We start from the raw sequence: 15,050 nt of genomic DNA on the forward strand, positions 1-15,050 counted from the left end.
GCCCGGTGCACGGGTGCCCATGTGTGTGGCACCCGGGTGGTCGAAAGTGACTCACTCGTAAGGGATCATTGAGCAACCGTTTCCCTTCGGCGTACGTCAAGTTGAGGGAGGCGACAGATCCTTGCCTCATCATGACCTCACCATCGGCGTGTCCTGGCCATTCCGATGGCGTACAAAGTCCCTCCGCCCGGTTGCCCCACCCTTTCTGAACCCCCCTAAACTGAACCTCCAGCACAGGTGGCTACACGCTCGAAAGGCGCCCCCGTGTCCATCGGCAACTCTCCACAAGACGAGCGTCCGTTCGAAGAAGACCGCGACGATCGCGAGGAAGCAGCCCGCCCTTCGATCGGTCGCGCCCTCCAGCAGGCGCGTATCGCGGCCGGGCTGACCGTCGACGACGTCAGTTCCGCCACCCGGGTCCGGAACGCCATCGTGCACGCGATCGAAGACGACGACTTCGCCGCCTGCGGCGGAGACGTCTACGCGCGCGGGCACATCCGGACCCTCGCCCGTGCCGTCCACCTCGATCCCGAGCCGCTTCTCGCGCAGTTCGCCGCCGCCAACGGCGGGCGTCCGGCGCCGACCCCGGCCGCGCCCATGTTCGAGGCGGAACGCATCCGTCCCGAGCGGCGCGGGCCGAACTGGACCGCGGCAATGGTCGCCGCCATCGTCGCCGTGATCGGCTTCGTCGGCTTCACCCTCGTAAAGGGCGGCGACGAGGGCACGCAGGCGTCCGAGGGCACCGCGCCCACGGCCAGCCAGCCGCCCTCGCCCACACCCAAGAAGGACAAGCCCACCGACCCGAAGCCCGACCCGTCGGACAGCGCGATCGCGGCGGCGCCGCGTGACAAGGTGACGGTCCAGGTGAGCGCCACGGACGGGCGCAGCTGGATCTCCGCCAAGGACCACAACGGCCGCCTGCTCTTCGACGGTCTGCTCAAGCAGGGCCAGTCCCAGACCTTCCAGGACAACGAGGAGGTCAACCTCGTCCTGGGCGACGCGGGCGCGATCCAGCTGTACGTGAACGGCAAGAAGATCGAGGACGAGTTCCAGCCCGGATCCGTCGAACGGCTCACGTACACGAAGGGCGACCCCGAGGTCGGCTGAGCGGTACCGCGCTTTTGGGATTCACAGGGACGGGGTTGGCCGATCACGGCCAACCCCGTCGACGTGGGGTGTCAGTGGGACGAAGTAGTCTTGAGCCCATGCCTGAACGCCGTACCGTCGCACTCGTCACCCTTGGCTGCGCCCGTAACGAGGTGGACTCGGAGGAGCTCGCAGGCCGCTTGGAGGCGGACGGCTGGCAACTCGTGAAGGACGCCGAGGACGCGGACGTCGCTGTCGTCAACACCTGTGGCTTCGTCGAGGCCGCCAAGAAGGACTCCGTCGACGCCCTCCTGGAGGCCAACGACCTCAAGGGGCACGGCAGAACCCAGGCCGTCGTGGCGGTGGGCTGCATGGCCGAGCGGTACGGCAAGGAACTCGCCGAGGCGCTGCCCGAGGCCGACGGCGTGCTCGGCTTCGACGACTACGCCGACATCTCCGACCGCCTGCGGACCATCCTCAACGGCGGCATCCACGCCTCGCACACCCCGCGCGACCGGCGCAAGCTGCTGCCGATCAGCCCGGCGGAACGGCAGAGCGCGGGCGGTGGGGTCGCTCTTCCGGGCCACGGGGCTGCCACCGAACCCGACGCCGCCCCGGTGGAACCTGCCGAGGCCCCCGCCGATCTCCCCGAGGGCGTCGCCCCGGTCTCCGGCCCCCGTGCGCCGCTGCGCCGGCGGCTCGACGGTGCGCCCGTCGCCTCGGTGAAGCTCGCCTCCGGCTGCGACCGGCGCTGCACCTTCTGCGCCATCCCGTCCTTCCGTGGCTCCTTCATCTCGCGCCGCCCGAGCGACGTGCTCAACGAGACCAGGTGGCTCGCCGAGCAGGGCGTCAAGGAGGTCATGCTGGTCTCCGAGAACAACACCTCGTACGGCAAGGACCTGGGCGACATCCGTCTGCTGGAGTCGCTGCTGCCCGAGCTCGCGGACGTCGACGGCATCGAGCGCGTGCGCGTGAGCTACCTCCAGCCCGCCGAGATGCGCCCGGGGCTCATCGACGTACTGACCTCGACCCCGAAGGTCGCCCCCTACTTCGACCTCTCCTTCCAGCACTCCGCGCCCGACGTGCTGCGTGCGATGCGGCGCTTCGGGGACACCGACCGGTTCCTGGAACTGCTCGACACCATCCGGAGCAAGGCCCCGCAGGCCGGCGTGCGGTCCAACTTCATCGTGGGCTTCCCCGGTGAGACCGAGGCCGACCTGGCGGAGCTGGAGCGGTTCCTGAACAACGCGCGCCTGGACGCCATCGGTGTCTTCGGGTACTCCGACGAGGACGGCACGGAAGCGGCGACGTACGAGAACAAGCTGGACGAGGACGTTGTCGCGGCCCGGCTCGCCCGCGTCTCCCGGCTGGCCGAGGAGCTGGTCTCGCAGCGCGCGGAGGAGCGTGTCGGCGAGACCGTGCACGTGCTGGTCGAGTCGGTCGGCGGCGAGGACGGCGCGTACGGCCGCGGCGCCCACCAGGCGCCGGAGACCGACGGGCAGGTGCTGTTCACCAACTTCGAGGACTTCGCGGGCCTCACGGGCGGCGAAGGTCTGAGCGTCGGTCGTATGGTCGAGGCGAAGGTGGTCGGCACGGAAGGTGTCGACCTCGTGGCCGAGCTGCTCCCCGGCTCGCTCGGCTCCCTTGCGTGTACGGAGTCAGAGGAGGCGGCCAGATGACCGGAGTCCCGGCATCCGCGGCGGGCGGCTCCTCCGGCGCGCGGAACACCAAGAGCGTGCCGGGTGCGGTGGGTGTGCCGGGCGTGATGGGTGCCACCGCGGCCTCCTCGGTTTCGCCTGGCCCCTCTGGGGCTTCCGTCGGCTCCGGGGCTTCAGTGTCTCCTGTCAGCGCCGGGATTTCCGGTGATGAGGGGGGTGCGAAGGCGGTTCGCGGCGGGAAGCTGGGGGCTGCGGCCGTCAATCAGGCCAGCCTCTGGAACATCGCGAACATTCTTACGATGATCCGGTTGTTGCTGGTGCCGGGCTTCGTGGCTCTGATGCTGGCCGAGGGCGGGTACGACCCGGCGTGGCGCTCGTTCGCCTGGGCGGCCTTCGCCGTCGCCATGATCACCGACATCTTCGACGGCCATCTGGCACGTACGTACGACCTCGTCACCGACTTCGGGAAGATCGCCGACCCCATCGCCGACAAGGCGATCATGGGAGCGGCGCTGATCTGTCTCTCCTCGCTCGGTGACCTGCCGTGGTGGGTGACCGGTGTGATCCTCGGGCGTGAACTCGGGATCACGCTGCTGCGCTTCGTCGTGATCCGCTATGGCGTGATCCCCGCGAGCCGCGGCGGCAAGGTGAAGACGCTGACGCAGGGCGTGGCAGTCGGGATGTACGTCCTGGCGCTGACGGGCCCGCTGGCGACGCTGAGGTTCTGGGTGATGGCCGCGGCGGTCGTTCTGACCGTGGTGACCGGGCTCGACTATGTAAGACAGGCCATTGTGCTGCGCAGGCAGGGAATCGCCGAGCGCGCGGCCGCGTCGGTGGAGGCGGAACGGTGAGTTCCGCAGCCGCCGACGTGGTGAGACTACTGACAGTGAGGGGCGAGACGCTTGCTGTCGCGGAGTCCCTCACCGGCGGTCTGGTTGCGGCGGAGATCACATCGATGCCCGGAGCCTCCAGGATGTTCCGTGGTGCGGTGACGGCGTACGCGACCGAACTGAAGCATCAGGTGCTCGGTGTCGACGCCACCCTGCTGGCTACCCGGGGAGCGGTGGATCCGCAGGTCGCGGCCCAGATGGCGGCCGGAGTCCGCAGGGTTCTCGGCGCAGACTGGGGCATCGCGACGACCGGTGTCGCCGGCCCCGAACCGCAGGACGGGCAGCCCGTCGGGACGGTTTTCGTGGCCGTCCAGGGACCTTGCGAAACGGATTCCGGTGCCGAAGGTGGCGGAAAAGTGGCGGCGCTGCGGTTGAACGGCCCCCGGGCGGAAATTCGTATGGAGAGTGTACGGAGCGTGCTCGCACTCCTCCTGGAGGGGATTGCGGGCGAACAGACCGGGAACGAGCGGGCACAGGATACGGAACAGAACGGGGGGACCTGATGTTTGCAGCCCTGAGTGAACACGACATCGCTCCCCGCACGGCCGCAGCGCAAGGCGGTACGGTGGGGCGTGAAGGATGCGGTTACACGGTCCGAGGAGGGAGCCACCGATGATTCTGCTCCGTCGCCTGCTGGGTGACGTGCTGCGTCGGCAGCGCCAGCGCCAGGGCCGTACTCTGCGCGAAGTCTCCTCGTCCGCCCGAGTCTCACTCGGCTATCTCTCCGAGGTGGAGCGGGGGCAGAAAGAGGCTTCCTCCGAGCTGCTCTCCGCGATCTGCGACGCGTTGGACGTACGGATGTCCGAACTCATGCGAGAAGTGAGCGACGATCTCGCCCTCGCCGAGCTGGCCCAGTCTGCTGCGGCCAACGAGCCTGTACCCACACCAGTGCGTCCCATGCTTGGTTCCGTATCGGTGGCCGGTGTGCCACCGGAACGGGTGACCATCAAGGCGCCCGCCGAAGCGGTGGACGTCGTCGCCGCCTGAGGTTCACGACTGTGAGCGTGTGAGAGCCCCGGCCGGGGCTTCTCCGGGGAGATCCGGAGAAGAGCGGTCGGGGCTTTCGCGCTGTGCGCCCGCTTATTGGTCCGGCTACGGGGTCGGGGTCGGTCAGGGGTCCGTTTGCCGGTGTGTCTCGTGGCGGTCATGGTGGGGAGGAGGCGGGCGCGTGTGGGTTTCCTGGGTGGCTGTCCCTGGGTGAACGGTGCGCCCCTGTGCCTGTGATGCGCCCTGTTTACGGGTGAGCGTGGCGTTCTAGCGTGGGGCTGGAGGTGGGCCATGGTGGTGCGGATAGTTCGCTGGGGGGTGCTGCTGGGGCTCGGGGCAGTGTGGTGGTGGGCCGTTCTGCGGCTTGCGCTGGCGCCCGGTGCGGGGGTGCTGGAGGGGGCGGTCGCGGCGGGGGGGTGGGGACTGAGCCTGTTGCCGGTGCACTGTGTACCGAAGGCCCGTGCGCTGCGGGTCGCGGGGGCCGCGGGCGCGGTGCGGGGGCGGGCCGGTGGGGCCGGCGGTCCTACCAGGGCATGGCCACGCCGCCGTTCGGGCGGAGGATCTGGCCCGTAGTGAACGCCGACGCGTCGGACGCCAGGTGCAGCACCGCGTGAGCCACCTCCTCCGGTTCGCCGACCCGGCCCAGCGGAGCCATCCGGGACATCAGCGCCTCGGTGCGCGTCTGCGCCTCGCCGTCGTGGCGGTCGGTCATCGGCGTACGGATCCAGCCCGGGGCGACGGCGTTGACGCGGATGCCGTGGCGCCCGATCTCGGCGGCCAGCGTCTTCGTCAGCTGGACGACCGCCGCCTTCGCCACGCCGTAGCAGAGCAGCCCGGGGCTGCCGGTGTCGACGGCGCCCGAGGCCATGGTGACGATGCTGCCCCTGGTGTTCCGGGAGATCATCAGACGGGCCGCCTCCTGACAGGCGTAGAGCACGCCCTTGAAGTTGACGCTCAGCACCCGGTCGAGATCCTCGTCCCGGGTCTCCAGTACCGGGCTGCTGTGCATGATCCCGGCGACGGCCGCCATGACGTCCAGTCGCTCGCAGGCAGCGATGGCCTGCCGGACCTGGGCCCGGTCGGTGACGTCGAGGTGGTGGGTACGGGCCGCGCCGCCCATCCCCTTGATCAGCGTCGCCGTCTCGTGCAGCCCCTGCGCGTCCCGGTCCGCGCAGTGCACGACGGCGCCCGCTTCGGCGAGCAGTACGGCGGATGCGCGTCCGATGCCACTGGCGGCCCCGGTGACGAATGCGGTGCGTCCGGTGAGGTCGTACGCCTGTACGGGCATGCTGGGACGGTACGAGGGTTTCTGACGGGTCGTCAATTGGTGTACGGGGATGACTTCCGCCGGGCTCTGGTGGCGACCGGTGCCGGGGCGGGGCCCCGTTGGCAGGTCGGGCACCAGTAGGTGGGGCGTTCGCGGGAGCCGTCGCCCTGGTCGGCGATGCGGATCGGGGTCTGGCAGCGCAGACAGGGGCGGGGTGCACGGCCGTACGCGAACAGGTCCTGGCCGCGTCGGCCCGTCGTACTGCGGACCGGGCGGTCGCGGTTGGCTTCGAGGAGTTTCTTCGCGAGCGCGGGCAGCTGCGCGGTGCGGTCGGCGGGCAGGTCACCGAGGGGGAGCCATGGGGTGGCGCCCAGGAGGAAGCACAGCTCGCTCTTGTACACGTTGCCGATGCCGGCGAGATTGCGCTGGTCGAGCAGGGCTTCGCCGAGGGGGCGGGCGGGGTCCGCGAGGAGGTTGGCGAGGGCTTGGCCGGGGTCCCAGTCCGGGCCCAGGAGGTCGGGGCCGAGATGGCCGACAGCCCGGTGTTCGTCGGCGGTGCGGAGGAGTTCGAGCACGGGGAGGCGGTATCCGACGGCGGTGCGGTCCGGGGTGCCGAGGATCGCCCGGATCTGGTGCGACGGGCCGCCGCTCCAGCGCCGGCCGTTCTCGTACACCCTCCAGGAGCCGTCCATCCGCAGATGCGAGTGGAGGGTCAGGCCGCCCTCGATCCGGGTGAGGAGGTGCTTGCCGCGCGGTGTGACCTCCAGGACGGTGCGGCCGGTGAGGTCGGCCGTGGCGTACTTGGGCACGCGGAGGTCGGAACGCGTCAGCACCTTCCCCGCGAGCGCGTCGTGCAGCCGCCTCGCGGCCTGCCAGACCGTGTCACCTTCGGGCATGGGTCCAGGGTGACATGCCGGTGGGCGGCGGGGAGTGGGGAAGCGGGTGTCGCGGGCCGGGGTGACGGCTGTACGGGGTCACGCTCGTAGGCGCAGTCCGCGAGGGGTCGCGATGAATCCTGCTTCTTCCAGGAGGGTGCCGAAGGGGGAGGTCAGGGCCGAGGCGCCGTTGACCCTCTCCACGGTGACCGTACCGAGGGAACCTGCGCGGGCTGCCGCGGCGAGGGACTCGGCCGCCGTGCGCAGACGGGGGTCTTCGCTGGCCTTGCCGTCGGGTTCGGAGGGCCAGGCCAGCAGTGTCTTGCCGCCGCGTTCCATGTAGAGCGTCAGCTCTCCGTCGACCAGGACCACGAGCGAACCGGCCTTGCGGCCTGGTTTGTGACCGGCGCCGGTCGGTGGCTCGGGCCAGGGGAGCGCGGCGCCGTACGCGTTCGCCGGATCGGCGGCGGCGAGGACGATGGCACGGGTGGCGCCGGAGGAGGAAGCGGAGGAGGCGCGGGACAGGGCGCTCCCGGCGAAACCGTGGGTGGAGGTAGAGGTGGAGCTGCGGGTGTTCGGGGCGGTGGAGGCGTGGGGGGAATCGGCGACGAGGTCGAAGTCGACGTCGAAGTCCTCGACGTAGCCGTGGTCCGAGGGGGAGACGACGGCGGGTGCGGGGGACGTGTGGGTATCGCCCGGCGGGCGGAAGTCCTCGAAGGTGCCGGTGCCGAAAGCCGGAGTGGGGCGGGAGTCGCCGCGTTCGCGGGCGTTCGCTGTCGCCCGTAGGCGGTCCACCGCGCCGTCCATGGCGAACTGGGCGGCGCCCAGTCCTTCCACCACGTAGCCGCGACGGGCCTGACCGCTGTCCTCGAAGACGGAGAGGATGCGGTACACCGCCGAGAAGCCGCCCTCGACACCCTCCGCGGCGACGGCTCCCCGGGTCACCACCCCGTGCCGGTCGAGGAGGGTGCGGGCCAGGGCATGGGCGCGGACGGTGGGGTCGGGTTCGTGCTCGGGCAGGCAGGACCAGCGGCCGGCCACTGTCGGCGGGCCGCTGCGCGAGGCGGGGCGTGCGGCGGCCGTCAGTGAGCCGTACCGGCCGCGCGGCACGGTGCGTTTCGCCCGGTGCGCTGTCGAGCCTGCTGTTCGGCCCGAGCCGAGGAGGGAGCGCATCGGGGCGAGTGTGTCGTTCGTGAGGCGGCCCGTCCAGGCCAGGTCCCAGATGGCGTCGGCCAGTTGGGGATCCGTGGCCTCCGGGTGGGTGGTGGCGCGGATCTGGTCGGCGATCTGGCGGAAGAAGAGTCCGTAGCCCCCGGCGAGGGTGTCGAGGACGGACTGGTGGAGCGCGGTGAGTTCCTGGAGGTGGGGCGGGGGCAGGAGCAGCGGGGCCGCGTCCGCGAGGTACAGGGACACCCAGCCGTCCTTGCCGGGGAGGGCGCCCGCCCCGGCCCAGACGACCTCTCCGGCGGCGGTGAGCTCGTCGAGCATCGCGGGGGCGTAGTTCGCCACCCGGGACGGCAGGACCAGCTTCTCCAGGGCGGACGCCGGCACGGAGGCGCCCTGCAACTGCTCGACCGCGCGCACGAGTCCGTCGATGCCACGCAGCCCGTGGCCCTTGCCGACGTGCTGCCACTGCGGCAGGAACTGCGCGAGCGCCGCGGGCGGCACCGGCTCCAACTCGTGCCGCAGCGCGGCCAGGGAGCGGCGTCGGAGGCGGCGCAGGACCGCCGCGTCGCACCACTCCTGGCCGATGCCCGCCGGGTGGAACTCTCCTTGTACGACGCGGCTGTTCGCCGCCAGACGGTGCAGTGCGCCCTCGGTGACCGCCACGCCCAGGCCGAAACGGGCTGCCGCGGTGGCCGAGGTGAAGGGGCCGTGGGTGCGGGCGTGGCGGGCGAGGAGGTCGCCGAGCGGGTCCTTGACCGGCTCGGTGAAGGCCTCCGGGACACCGACCGGCAGTGCGGTACCGAGCGCGTCCCGCAGACGACCCGCGTCCTCGATCGCCGCCCAGTGGTCCGTGCCGCCGATGCGGACCCGGATCGCGCGGCGGGCGGCGGCCAGCTCCTGGGCCCACTGGGGATCGGCGCCGCGTTCGGCCAGTTCGGCGTCGGTGAGCGGGCCGAGCAGGCGCAGCAGGTCCGCGACGCTTTCAGCGTCCTTCGCGCGTCGGTCCTCGGTGAGCCACTGGAGTTCCCGCTCCAGCTCGGTCAGTACCTCGGCGTCCAGAAGTTCGCGCAGTTCCGCCTGGCCCAGTAGCTCGGCCAGCAGCCGTGAGTCCAGCGACAGGGCGGCGGCGCGCCGCTCGGCCAGCGGTGAGTCGCCCTCGTACAGGAACTGTGCGACGTAACCGAAGAGGAGAGAGCGGGCGAACGGGGAGGGCTCGGGGGTGGTGACCTCGACCAGGCGCACCTTGCGGGACTCGATGTCGCCCATCAGTTCCGCGAGCCCGGGAACGTCGAAGACGTCCTGGAGGCACTCGCGGACCGCTTCGAGGACGATGGGGAACGAACCGAACTCGCTCGCCACCTGGAGCAGTTGGGCGGCCCGCTGACGCTGCTGCCACAGGGGGGTGCGCTTGCCGGGGCTGCGGCGCGGGAGCAGCAGGGCGCGCGCGGCGCACTCGCGGAACCGGGCCGCGAACAGGGCCGAGCCGCCCACCTGGTCGGTGACGATCTGGTTGACCTCGCCCTTGTCGAAGGCCACGTCAGCTGCGCCCACTGGGGCCTGCTCGGCGTCGTATTCGGTACCGGACTTCAGGGGCTCCTGGTCGAGCAGGTCCAGGCTCATCAGGTCGGCGTCCGGGAGACGCAGCACGATGCCGTCGTCGGCGTGCATGACCTGGGCGTCCATGCCGTACCGATCGGAGAGGCGGGCACCGAGGGCGAGTGCCCACGGGGCGTGGACCTGGGCGCCGAAGGGGGAGTGCACGACGACCCGCCAGTCGCCGAGTTCGTCGCGGAACCGCTCCACGACGATGGTCCGGTCGTCCGGGATGTGGCCGCAGGCCTCGCGCTGTTCGGCCAGGTAGGAAAGGACGTTGCCCGCGGCCCAGGTGTCGAGTCCGGCGGCGAGGAGGCGGAGGCGGGCGTCCTCCTCGGACAGCGAGCCGACCTCGCGCAGGAACGCGCCCACAGCGCGGCCCAGTTCGAGCGGGCGGCCCAGCTGGTCGCCCTTCCAGAAGGGGAGGCGGCCGGGGACCCCGGGAGCGGGGGACACCAGGACGCGGTCGCGGGTGATGTCCTCGATGCGCCAGGAGCTCGTACCGAGGGTGAAGACGTCGCCCACGCGGGATTCGTACACCATCTCCTCGTCCAGCTCACCGACCCGGCCGCCGCCCTTCTTGGGATCGGCGCCGGCGAGGAAGACCCCGAAGAGTCCGCGGTCGGGAATCGTGCCCCCGGAGGTGACGGCGAGGCGCTGCGCGCCGGGGCGGCCGGTCACGGTGCCGGCGACGCGGTCCCACACCACGCGCGGGCGCAACTCCGCGAACGCGTCGGACGGATAGCGGCCGGCGAGCATGTCCAGGACCGCGGTGAACGCCGACTCCGGGAGGGAGGCGAAGGGCGCCGCGCGGCGGACCGTGGTGAGCAGGTCGTCGACCTGCCAGGTGTCCAGTGCCACCATCGCGACGAGCTGCTGGGCGAGAACGTCCAGAGGGTTGGCGGGGACCCTCAGGGCCTCGATGGAGCCGGTGCGCATGCGCTCGGTGACCACGGCCGCCTGGACGAGGTCTCCCCGGTACTTGGGGAAGACGACGCCGGTGGAGACCGCGCCCACCTGGTGTCCGGCGCGGCCGACGCGCTGGAGCCCCGAGGCCACCGACGGGGGTGACTCGACCTGGACGACGAGGTCCACGGCGCCCATGTCGATGCCCAGTTCGAGACTGGAGGTGGCGACCACGGCAGGCAGGCGGCCTGCCTTGAGGTCCTCCTCGACCAGAGCGCGCTGTTCCTTGGAGACCGAACCGTGGTGAGCCCGGGCGATGACCGGAGGCGCGCCCTGGGCCGCCCCCGAGCCGCCCATCAGCTCGGCGGGCGCGTGGTGTTCGGCGAGGGGCTCGCCGGTGGCGCGCTCGTACGCGATCTCGTTGAGCCGGTTGCACAGGCGCTCCGCGAGGCGGCGGGAGTTGGCGAACACGATCGTCGAGCGGTGCGACTGGACGAGATCGGCGATCCGCTCCTCCACATGCGGCCAGATGGACGGCCGCTCGGCCCCCTCGTTCGCGTCGGCGACCGGGGAGCCGCCCAGTTCGCCCAGGTCCTCCACCGGGACGACGACCGAGAGGTCGAACACCTTGTCCGACTTGGGCTGGACGATCTCCGCCTTGCGGCGGGGGGAGAGATAGCGCGCGACCTCGTCGACCGGGCGGACGGTCGCGGAGAGGCCGATACGGCGGGCGGGCCTCGGCAGCAGCTCGTCCAGCCGCTCCAGGGAGAGTGCGAGATGCGCGCCGCGCTTGGTGCCGGCGACCGCGTGCACCTCGTCCAGGATCACCGTCTCCACGCCCGTCAGCGCGTCGCGCGTGGCTGACGTGAGCATCAGGAACAGCGACTCCGGGGTGGTGATCAGGATGTCCGGCGGGCGGGTGGCCAGCGCACGGCGCTCGGCGGGCGGGGTGTCGCCGGAGCGGATGCCGACCTTGACCTCGGGTTCGGGCAGGCCCAGGCGGACGGATTCCTGGCGGATGCCCGTGAGCGGGCTGCGCAGATTCCGCTCCACGTCGACCGCGAGGGCCTTGAGCGGTGATACGTACAGCACGCGGCAGCGTTTGTGGGGGTCGGCCGGCGGGGGTGTCGAGGCGAGCTGGTCGAGTGCGGCGAGGAACGCGGCCAGGGTTTTGCCGGAGCCGGTCGGGGCGACCACCAGCACGTCCGAACCCTTGCCGATGGCCTGCCACGCGCCGGCCTGGGCCGCAGTGGGCGCGGAGAAGGCCCCCGTGAACCAGTTGCGGGTCGCGGGGGAGAAGCCGTCGAGGGCTCGGTGTGTGGAGCTGACCATGCGTCCATCCTGCACCTCGGCACTGACAATTGCGCTGACCTGCGCGTTTGCCTCCGGCGGTGGGGCGAAGGCGGTGTGGTGCGGTGTGGTTGTGTTTCGGCTTCCCCGCCGGTGATTGCGCATTCGGTCGAGTGGTGGGTCGGGGCCGCGCCGGGGGGTGTCCGTCCTCGGTCGGGCGCGGAATCGGGTTCTTACCGACTTGCCGGTGTTGACGCGCCAGCCGCTGCGGGCGGACACCCCCCGACACGTCCCCTTTCCGCCGTACGCGACTGCGGGTGCGTGGGGGCGCGCCTCGGCAGGCTGGTCGCCTTCGCGGAGAATGGGGGTATGGGAGGTTCGGAAGAGCGGGCTCGGCATTGGCGGTATGCGGAGTTGCCCGGGGTTGATCTTCTGCGCGCCCGGTACATCCACAAGGCCTTTGTCCGGCACACCCATGAGAACTTCGTCATTGCCGCCATCACGGAAGGGGTCGAGGTCTTTCATCATCGAGGGGCCGATCAGTACGCGGGGCCGGGGGCGCTCGCGCTGGTCAATCCCGATACGCCGCACACCGGGCGGGCGGGGGTTCCCGACGGGTGGCGGTACGGGGCTGTCTACCCGGCGCCCGAGGTGGTGGCCGAGATCGCCGCGGAGACCACGGTGATTCGGGGGAACCCGGGTTTTGTCGCGCCCGTGTTCGACGATTCGTACTCGGTTGCTCTGGTCCATGAGGTGCTGCGTGCGGCAGAGGAAGGCAACGCGTTGGCCGCCGACACGCTGCTGAGGGTGGCGGTGACCCGGTTGCTCCGGCTCAACGGCGGGACCCTTCAGGAACGGGTGGTGCGTACGGCGGGCGGGCGGATCGCGGCACGCGCGCGTGCTGTGCTGGAGGAGACGATGGCTGAGCCGCCGACGCTGGAGAGGCTCGCCAAGGACCTGGGCACCAGCCCCTTCGCGCTGCTGCGGGCGTTCCGCGACACGTACGGTCTACCCCCGCACGCCTGGCTGACGGACGCGCGCGTGCGTCGGGCGCGGCGGCTGCTGGACGCGGGTACCGCGCCCGCTGCGGCGGCCGTCGCCGTCGGCTTCACCGACCAGCCGCATCTCAACCGGCACTTCACCCGGATCGTGGGCGTGCCCCCAGGGGCGTACCAGCGCGAGCGCAAGAACGTACAAGACCCGTCGGGGCACCTGCTCCTACCGTCGGACGGGTGGCAGAACAGACAGCTCTCGCAGACATATGTGCCGACGACGGAGGCAAACCGGACGCCGCCGTCGTACGAGACGCCCTCGGAGTCGGGGTCGCCGTCGGATTGTCCGGATTCGCCTTCGGGGTGACCTCGGTGGGCAGTGGACTCACGCTGCTGCAGACCTGTGCGCTCAGCCTCCTGGTGTTCACCGGGGCCTCCCAGTTCGCGCTCGTGGGCGCGCTCGCGGCCGGGGGCAATCCGCTCGCCGCGGCAGCGGGTGCCTTCTTCCTGGGGGTGCGCAACGCCTTCTACGGGCTGCGCCTGTCGCAGTTGCTGGCACTCCCGCGCGCGGTGCGGCCGTTCGCCGCCCAATGGGTCATCGACGAGACCACGGTGGTCGCCCTGGCACAGCCCACGAGGCGCAGTGCCCGGATCGGATTCGCCGTCACCGGGCTCACTCTGTACGTGCTGTGGAACCTCACGACGCTGCTCGGCGGGCTCGGGGCCGAGGCCATCGGGGACACCGACGCGTGGGGCCTGGACGCCGCCGGGCCGGCTGTCTTCCTGGCACTGCTCGCGCCGATGCTGAAGACCGGCGTGGAGCGCGCGGTCGCGGGTCTCGCCGTGATGCTGGGGCTCGGGCTGCTGCCCGTACTGCCGTCCGGTGTGCCGGTTCTGGTGGCCGCGCTCGCCGCGCCCGCCGTTCTGTACGTACAGGGCCGCCGTGGGGCGAAGGACGGGAAGGGGGTGGACCGTTGAACGTCTGGATCGCGATCGGCGTGACCGCCCTGGGCTGTTACGTCGTCAAGCTCGCCGGGCTGCTCGTGCCCGCAGGTGTCCTGGAACGTCCGCTCGTCAGGAAGCTGGCAGCGCTGCTGCCCGTCGCCCTCCTCGCCGCTCTCACGGCCCAGCAGGCCTTCGCCGACGGGCGGGTGCTCGTCCTGGACGCGAAGGCCGCAGGGCTCGCCGCAGCCGCCGTGGCGCTGGTGCTGCGTGCTCCCTTCCTGCTCGTCGTCGCGGCGGCCGTGGTGGTGACGGCGGGGGTCCGGGCGATGACCGGCTGAGTGCCGTGCCCGCGCTCCTGGAGTCAGCCGACGGGGCGGCCGTACGCCTTCAGGGTGCGCAGAGCCTCGACCGTCACCATGGGGCGTGCCTCCAGGGCGGTTCCCGGTGCCCAGGCGCGCCGGCGGACGGGCCAGCCACCGTCCTCCCGCTGCTCGCTCGCGAGGAAGTCCAGGGAGCGTGTCATCTCCTCCTCGGTGAACCACGCGCGCGCGAGTGAACCGGGCGTCCTCGCGTAGTCGTACGGGAAGTGATGCTCACCGGGGGCGTAACCGGCTGCTACCGGGTGGGCGTCGAGGCGCTCCGGGTCGAGTGCCACGAGCCGGTGCTCGCGCACCAGGCGCCCCAGCCGGTCGGCCGCCGCCTGCGCGCGCGAGCGGTCCGGAACCGAGTCCAGGAAGGCCACGGCGGCCTCGGCCTCGTAAGGATGGGACTTCTCCAGGGAGTCGACCGCCTGCCAGCAGAAGTCCGTGGCCCGGAACAGCCAGGCGTGCCACACCTCGTTGCGGTGCAGCAGGCCCACCACCGGGCCGGTGGCGAGGAGGGAGCCATGGGGTGCCGGGAGAGAGTCGGACACCATCGGCATGAACGGTGCCGCCGGATAGCCGTGCCGGCTGGGACGGATCACCGGAAGCGCGCCGTCCGGTGCGGAGACGGAGGTCAGATAGCGGCACACGCGCTCCACCCGCTGCCCGCCGCAGCGCCCGATGGCCTCCAGGACGCGCAGCGCGTGCCCGGTGTGCAGGGGCTGGCTGACCGGGCCGCGCAGATCGGGTTCCAGCGCGTGGCCGTATCCGCCGTCCTCGTTGCGATAGGCGTCCAGCGCGGTCTCGACCGCGTCGGCGCCTCCGTCGAGGAAGTGGTAGGCGAAGCGGCGCTGCTCCAGCACGCGCGCGGTGAGCCACACGAAGTGCTCGGCACGGAAGAGCGGGGAACGCGCCGGGGGCGTCGGGGGGAGTGGGGATGCTCCTGTTTCGGCCATGCGTCAGACGGTAGGGCGGAAAGCGGTCCCGGAAAGCGGTCCCGGCGCGGGCCCACTCTCAGGGGCGGGATACTGA

General features: G+C 71.4%; 13 protein-coding genes. 9 read left to right on the top strand and 4 right to left on the bottom strand.

The window, feature by feature from the left end; translation table 11 throughout:
* The first annotated feature begins 264 nt into the window (after positions 1-264).
* The 6 genes from ACH4TV_RS35760 (at position 265) to ACH4TV_RS35785 (ending at position 5,194) form a co-directional block, all read left to right on the top strand.
* Positions 265-1,107: a RodZ domain-containing protein gene (locus ACH4TV_RS35760; protein ID WP_398405436.1), complete on the top strand. Its 843-nt coding sequence runs from the start codon at positions 265-267 to the stop codon at positions 1,105-1,107.
* Positions 1,108-1,205: 98 nt separating this feature from the next.
* Positions 1,206-2,765: a 30S ribosomal protein S12 methylthiotransferase RimO gene (gene rimO, locus ACH4TV_RS35765; RefSeq protein WP_398405437.1), complete on the top strand. Its 1,560-nt coding sequence runs from the start codon at positions 1,206-1,208 to the stop codon at positions 2,763-2,765.
* The gene (pgsA, locus tag ACH4TV_RS35770) at positions 2,762-3,595 is read left to right on the top strand and encodes a CDP-diacylglycerol--glycerol-3-phosphate 3-phosphatidyltransferase (RefSeq protein WP_398405438.1); all 834 of its coding nucleotides are present in this window, start codon (positions 2,762-2,764) and stop codon (positions 3,593-3,595) included. Before rimO ends, pgsA begins: the two co-directional genes overlap by 4 nt.
* Entirely contained in the window at positions 3,592-4,137 is a 546-nt protein-coding gene (locus ACH4TV_RS35775) for a CinA family protein (protein WP_398405439.1), read from the top strand. Before pgsA ends, ACH4TV_RS35775 begins: the two co-directional genes overlap by 4 nt.
* A gap of 109 nt (positions 4,138-4,246) precedes the next feature.
* Positions 4,247-4,621: a helix-turn-helix domain-containing protein gene (locus tag ACH4TV_RS35780; RefSeq protein WP_006379734.1), complete on the top strand. Its 375-nt coding sequence runs from the start codon at positions 4,247-4,249 to the stop codon at positions 4,619-4,621.
* Positions 4,622-4,912: 291 nt separating this feature from the next.
* Positions 4,913-5,194 carry a hypothetical protein gene (locus ACH4TV_RS35785; RefSeq protein ID WP_398405440.1) on the top strand — a complete coding sequence of 94 codons (282 nt, stop codon included), beginning with the start codon at positions 4,913-4,915 and terminating at the stop codon, positions 5,192-5,194.
* Here the strand turns inward: ACH4TV_RS35785 and ACH4TV_RS35790 are convergent.
* The 3 genes from ACH4TV_RS35790 to ACH4TV_RS35800 all read right to left on the bottom strand — a co-directional run bounded on the left by ACH4TV_RS35790 (position 5,145) and on the right by ACH4TV_RS35800 (position 11,761).
* Positions 5,145-5,909, bottom strand: coding sequence for an SDR family NAD(P)-dependent oxidoreductase (locus tag ACH4TV_RS35790; RefSeq protein ID WP_398405441.1), 765 nt, complete (start codon positions 5,907-5,909; stop codon positions 5,145-5,147). The genes ACH4TV_RS35785 and ACH4TV_RS35790 overlap by 50 nt on opposite strands.
* Positions 5,910-5,941: 32 nt before the next feature.
* Positions 5,942-6,784, bottom strand: coding sequence for a DNA-formamidopyrimidine glycosylase family protein (locus ACH4TV_RS35795; RefSeq protein WP_398405442.1), 843 nt, complete (start codon positions 6,782-6,784; stop codon positions 5,942-5,944).
* Positions 6,785-6,862: 78 nt separating this feature from the next.
* Positions 6,863-11,761, bottom strand: a complete 4,899-nt coding sequence (locus tag ACH4TV_RS35800) for an ATP-dependent helicase (RefSeq protein ID WP_398405443.1) — start codon at positions 11,759-11,761, stop codon at positions 6,863-6,865.
* Positions 11,762-12,088: 327 nt separating this feature from the next.
* Between ACH4TV_RS35800 and ACH4TV_RS35805 the strand changes: the two genes are divergently transcribed.
* The 3 genes from ACH4TV_RS35805 to ACH4TV_RS35815 are packed head-to-tail and all read left to right on the top strand — an operon-like array spanning position 12,089 to position 13,994.
* The gene (locus ACH4TV_RS35805) at positions 12,089-13,078 is read left to right on the top strand and encodes an AraC family transcriptional regulator (RefSeq protein WP_398405444.1); all 990 of its coding nucleotides are present in this window, start codon (positions 12,089-12,091) and stop codon (positions 13,076-13,078) included.
* Positions 12,979-13,689, top strand: coding sequence for an AzlC family ABC transporter permease (locus ACH4TV_RS35810; protein WP_398405629.1), 711 nt, complete (start codon positions 12,979-12,981; stop codon positions 13,687-13,689). Before ACH4TV_RS35805 ends, ACH4TV_RS35810 begins: the two co-directional genes overlap by 100 nt.
* A complete protein-coding gene (locus tag ACH4TV_RS35815) occupies positions 13,686-13,994 on the top strand; it encodes an AzlD domain-containing protein (protein ID WP_398405445.1) in 309 nt (102 codons plus the stop codon). Before ACH4TV_RS35810 ends, ACH4TV_RS35815 begins: the two co-directional genes overlap by 4 nt.
* 23 nt (positions 13,995-14,017) lie before the next feature.
* On the opposite strand, the gene ACH4TV_RS35820 is transcribed toward ACH4TV_RS35815, so the two are convergent.
* Positions 14,018-14,974: a hypothetical protein gene (locus ACH4TV_RS35820; protein WP_398405446.1), complete on the bottom strand. Its 957-nt coding sequence runs from the start codon at positions 14,972-14,974 to the stop codon at positions 14,018-14,020.
* Between the last annotated feature and the right edge of the window lie 76 nt (positions 14,975-15,050).

It is taken from the genome of Streptomyces sp. NPDC020898 (genome assembly GCF_044333925.1).
In the GTDB taxonomy this organism is placed as follows: Bacteria; Actinomycetota; Actinomycetes; order Streptomycetales; family Streptomycetaceae; genus Streptomyces.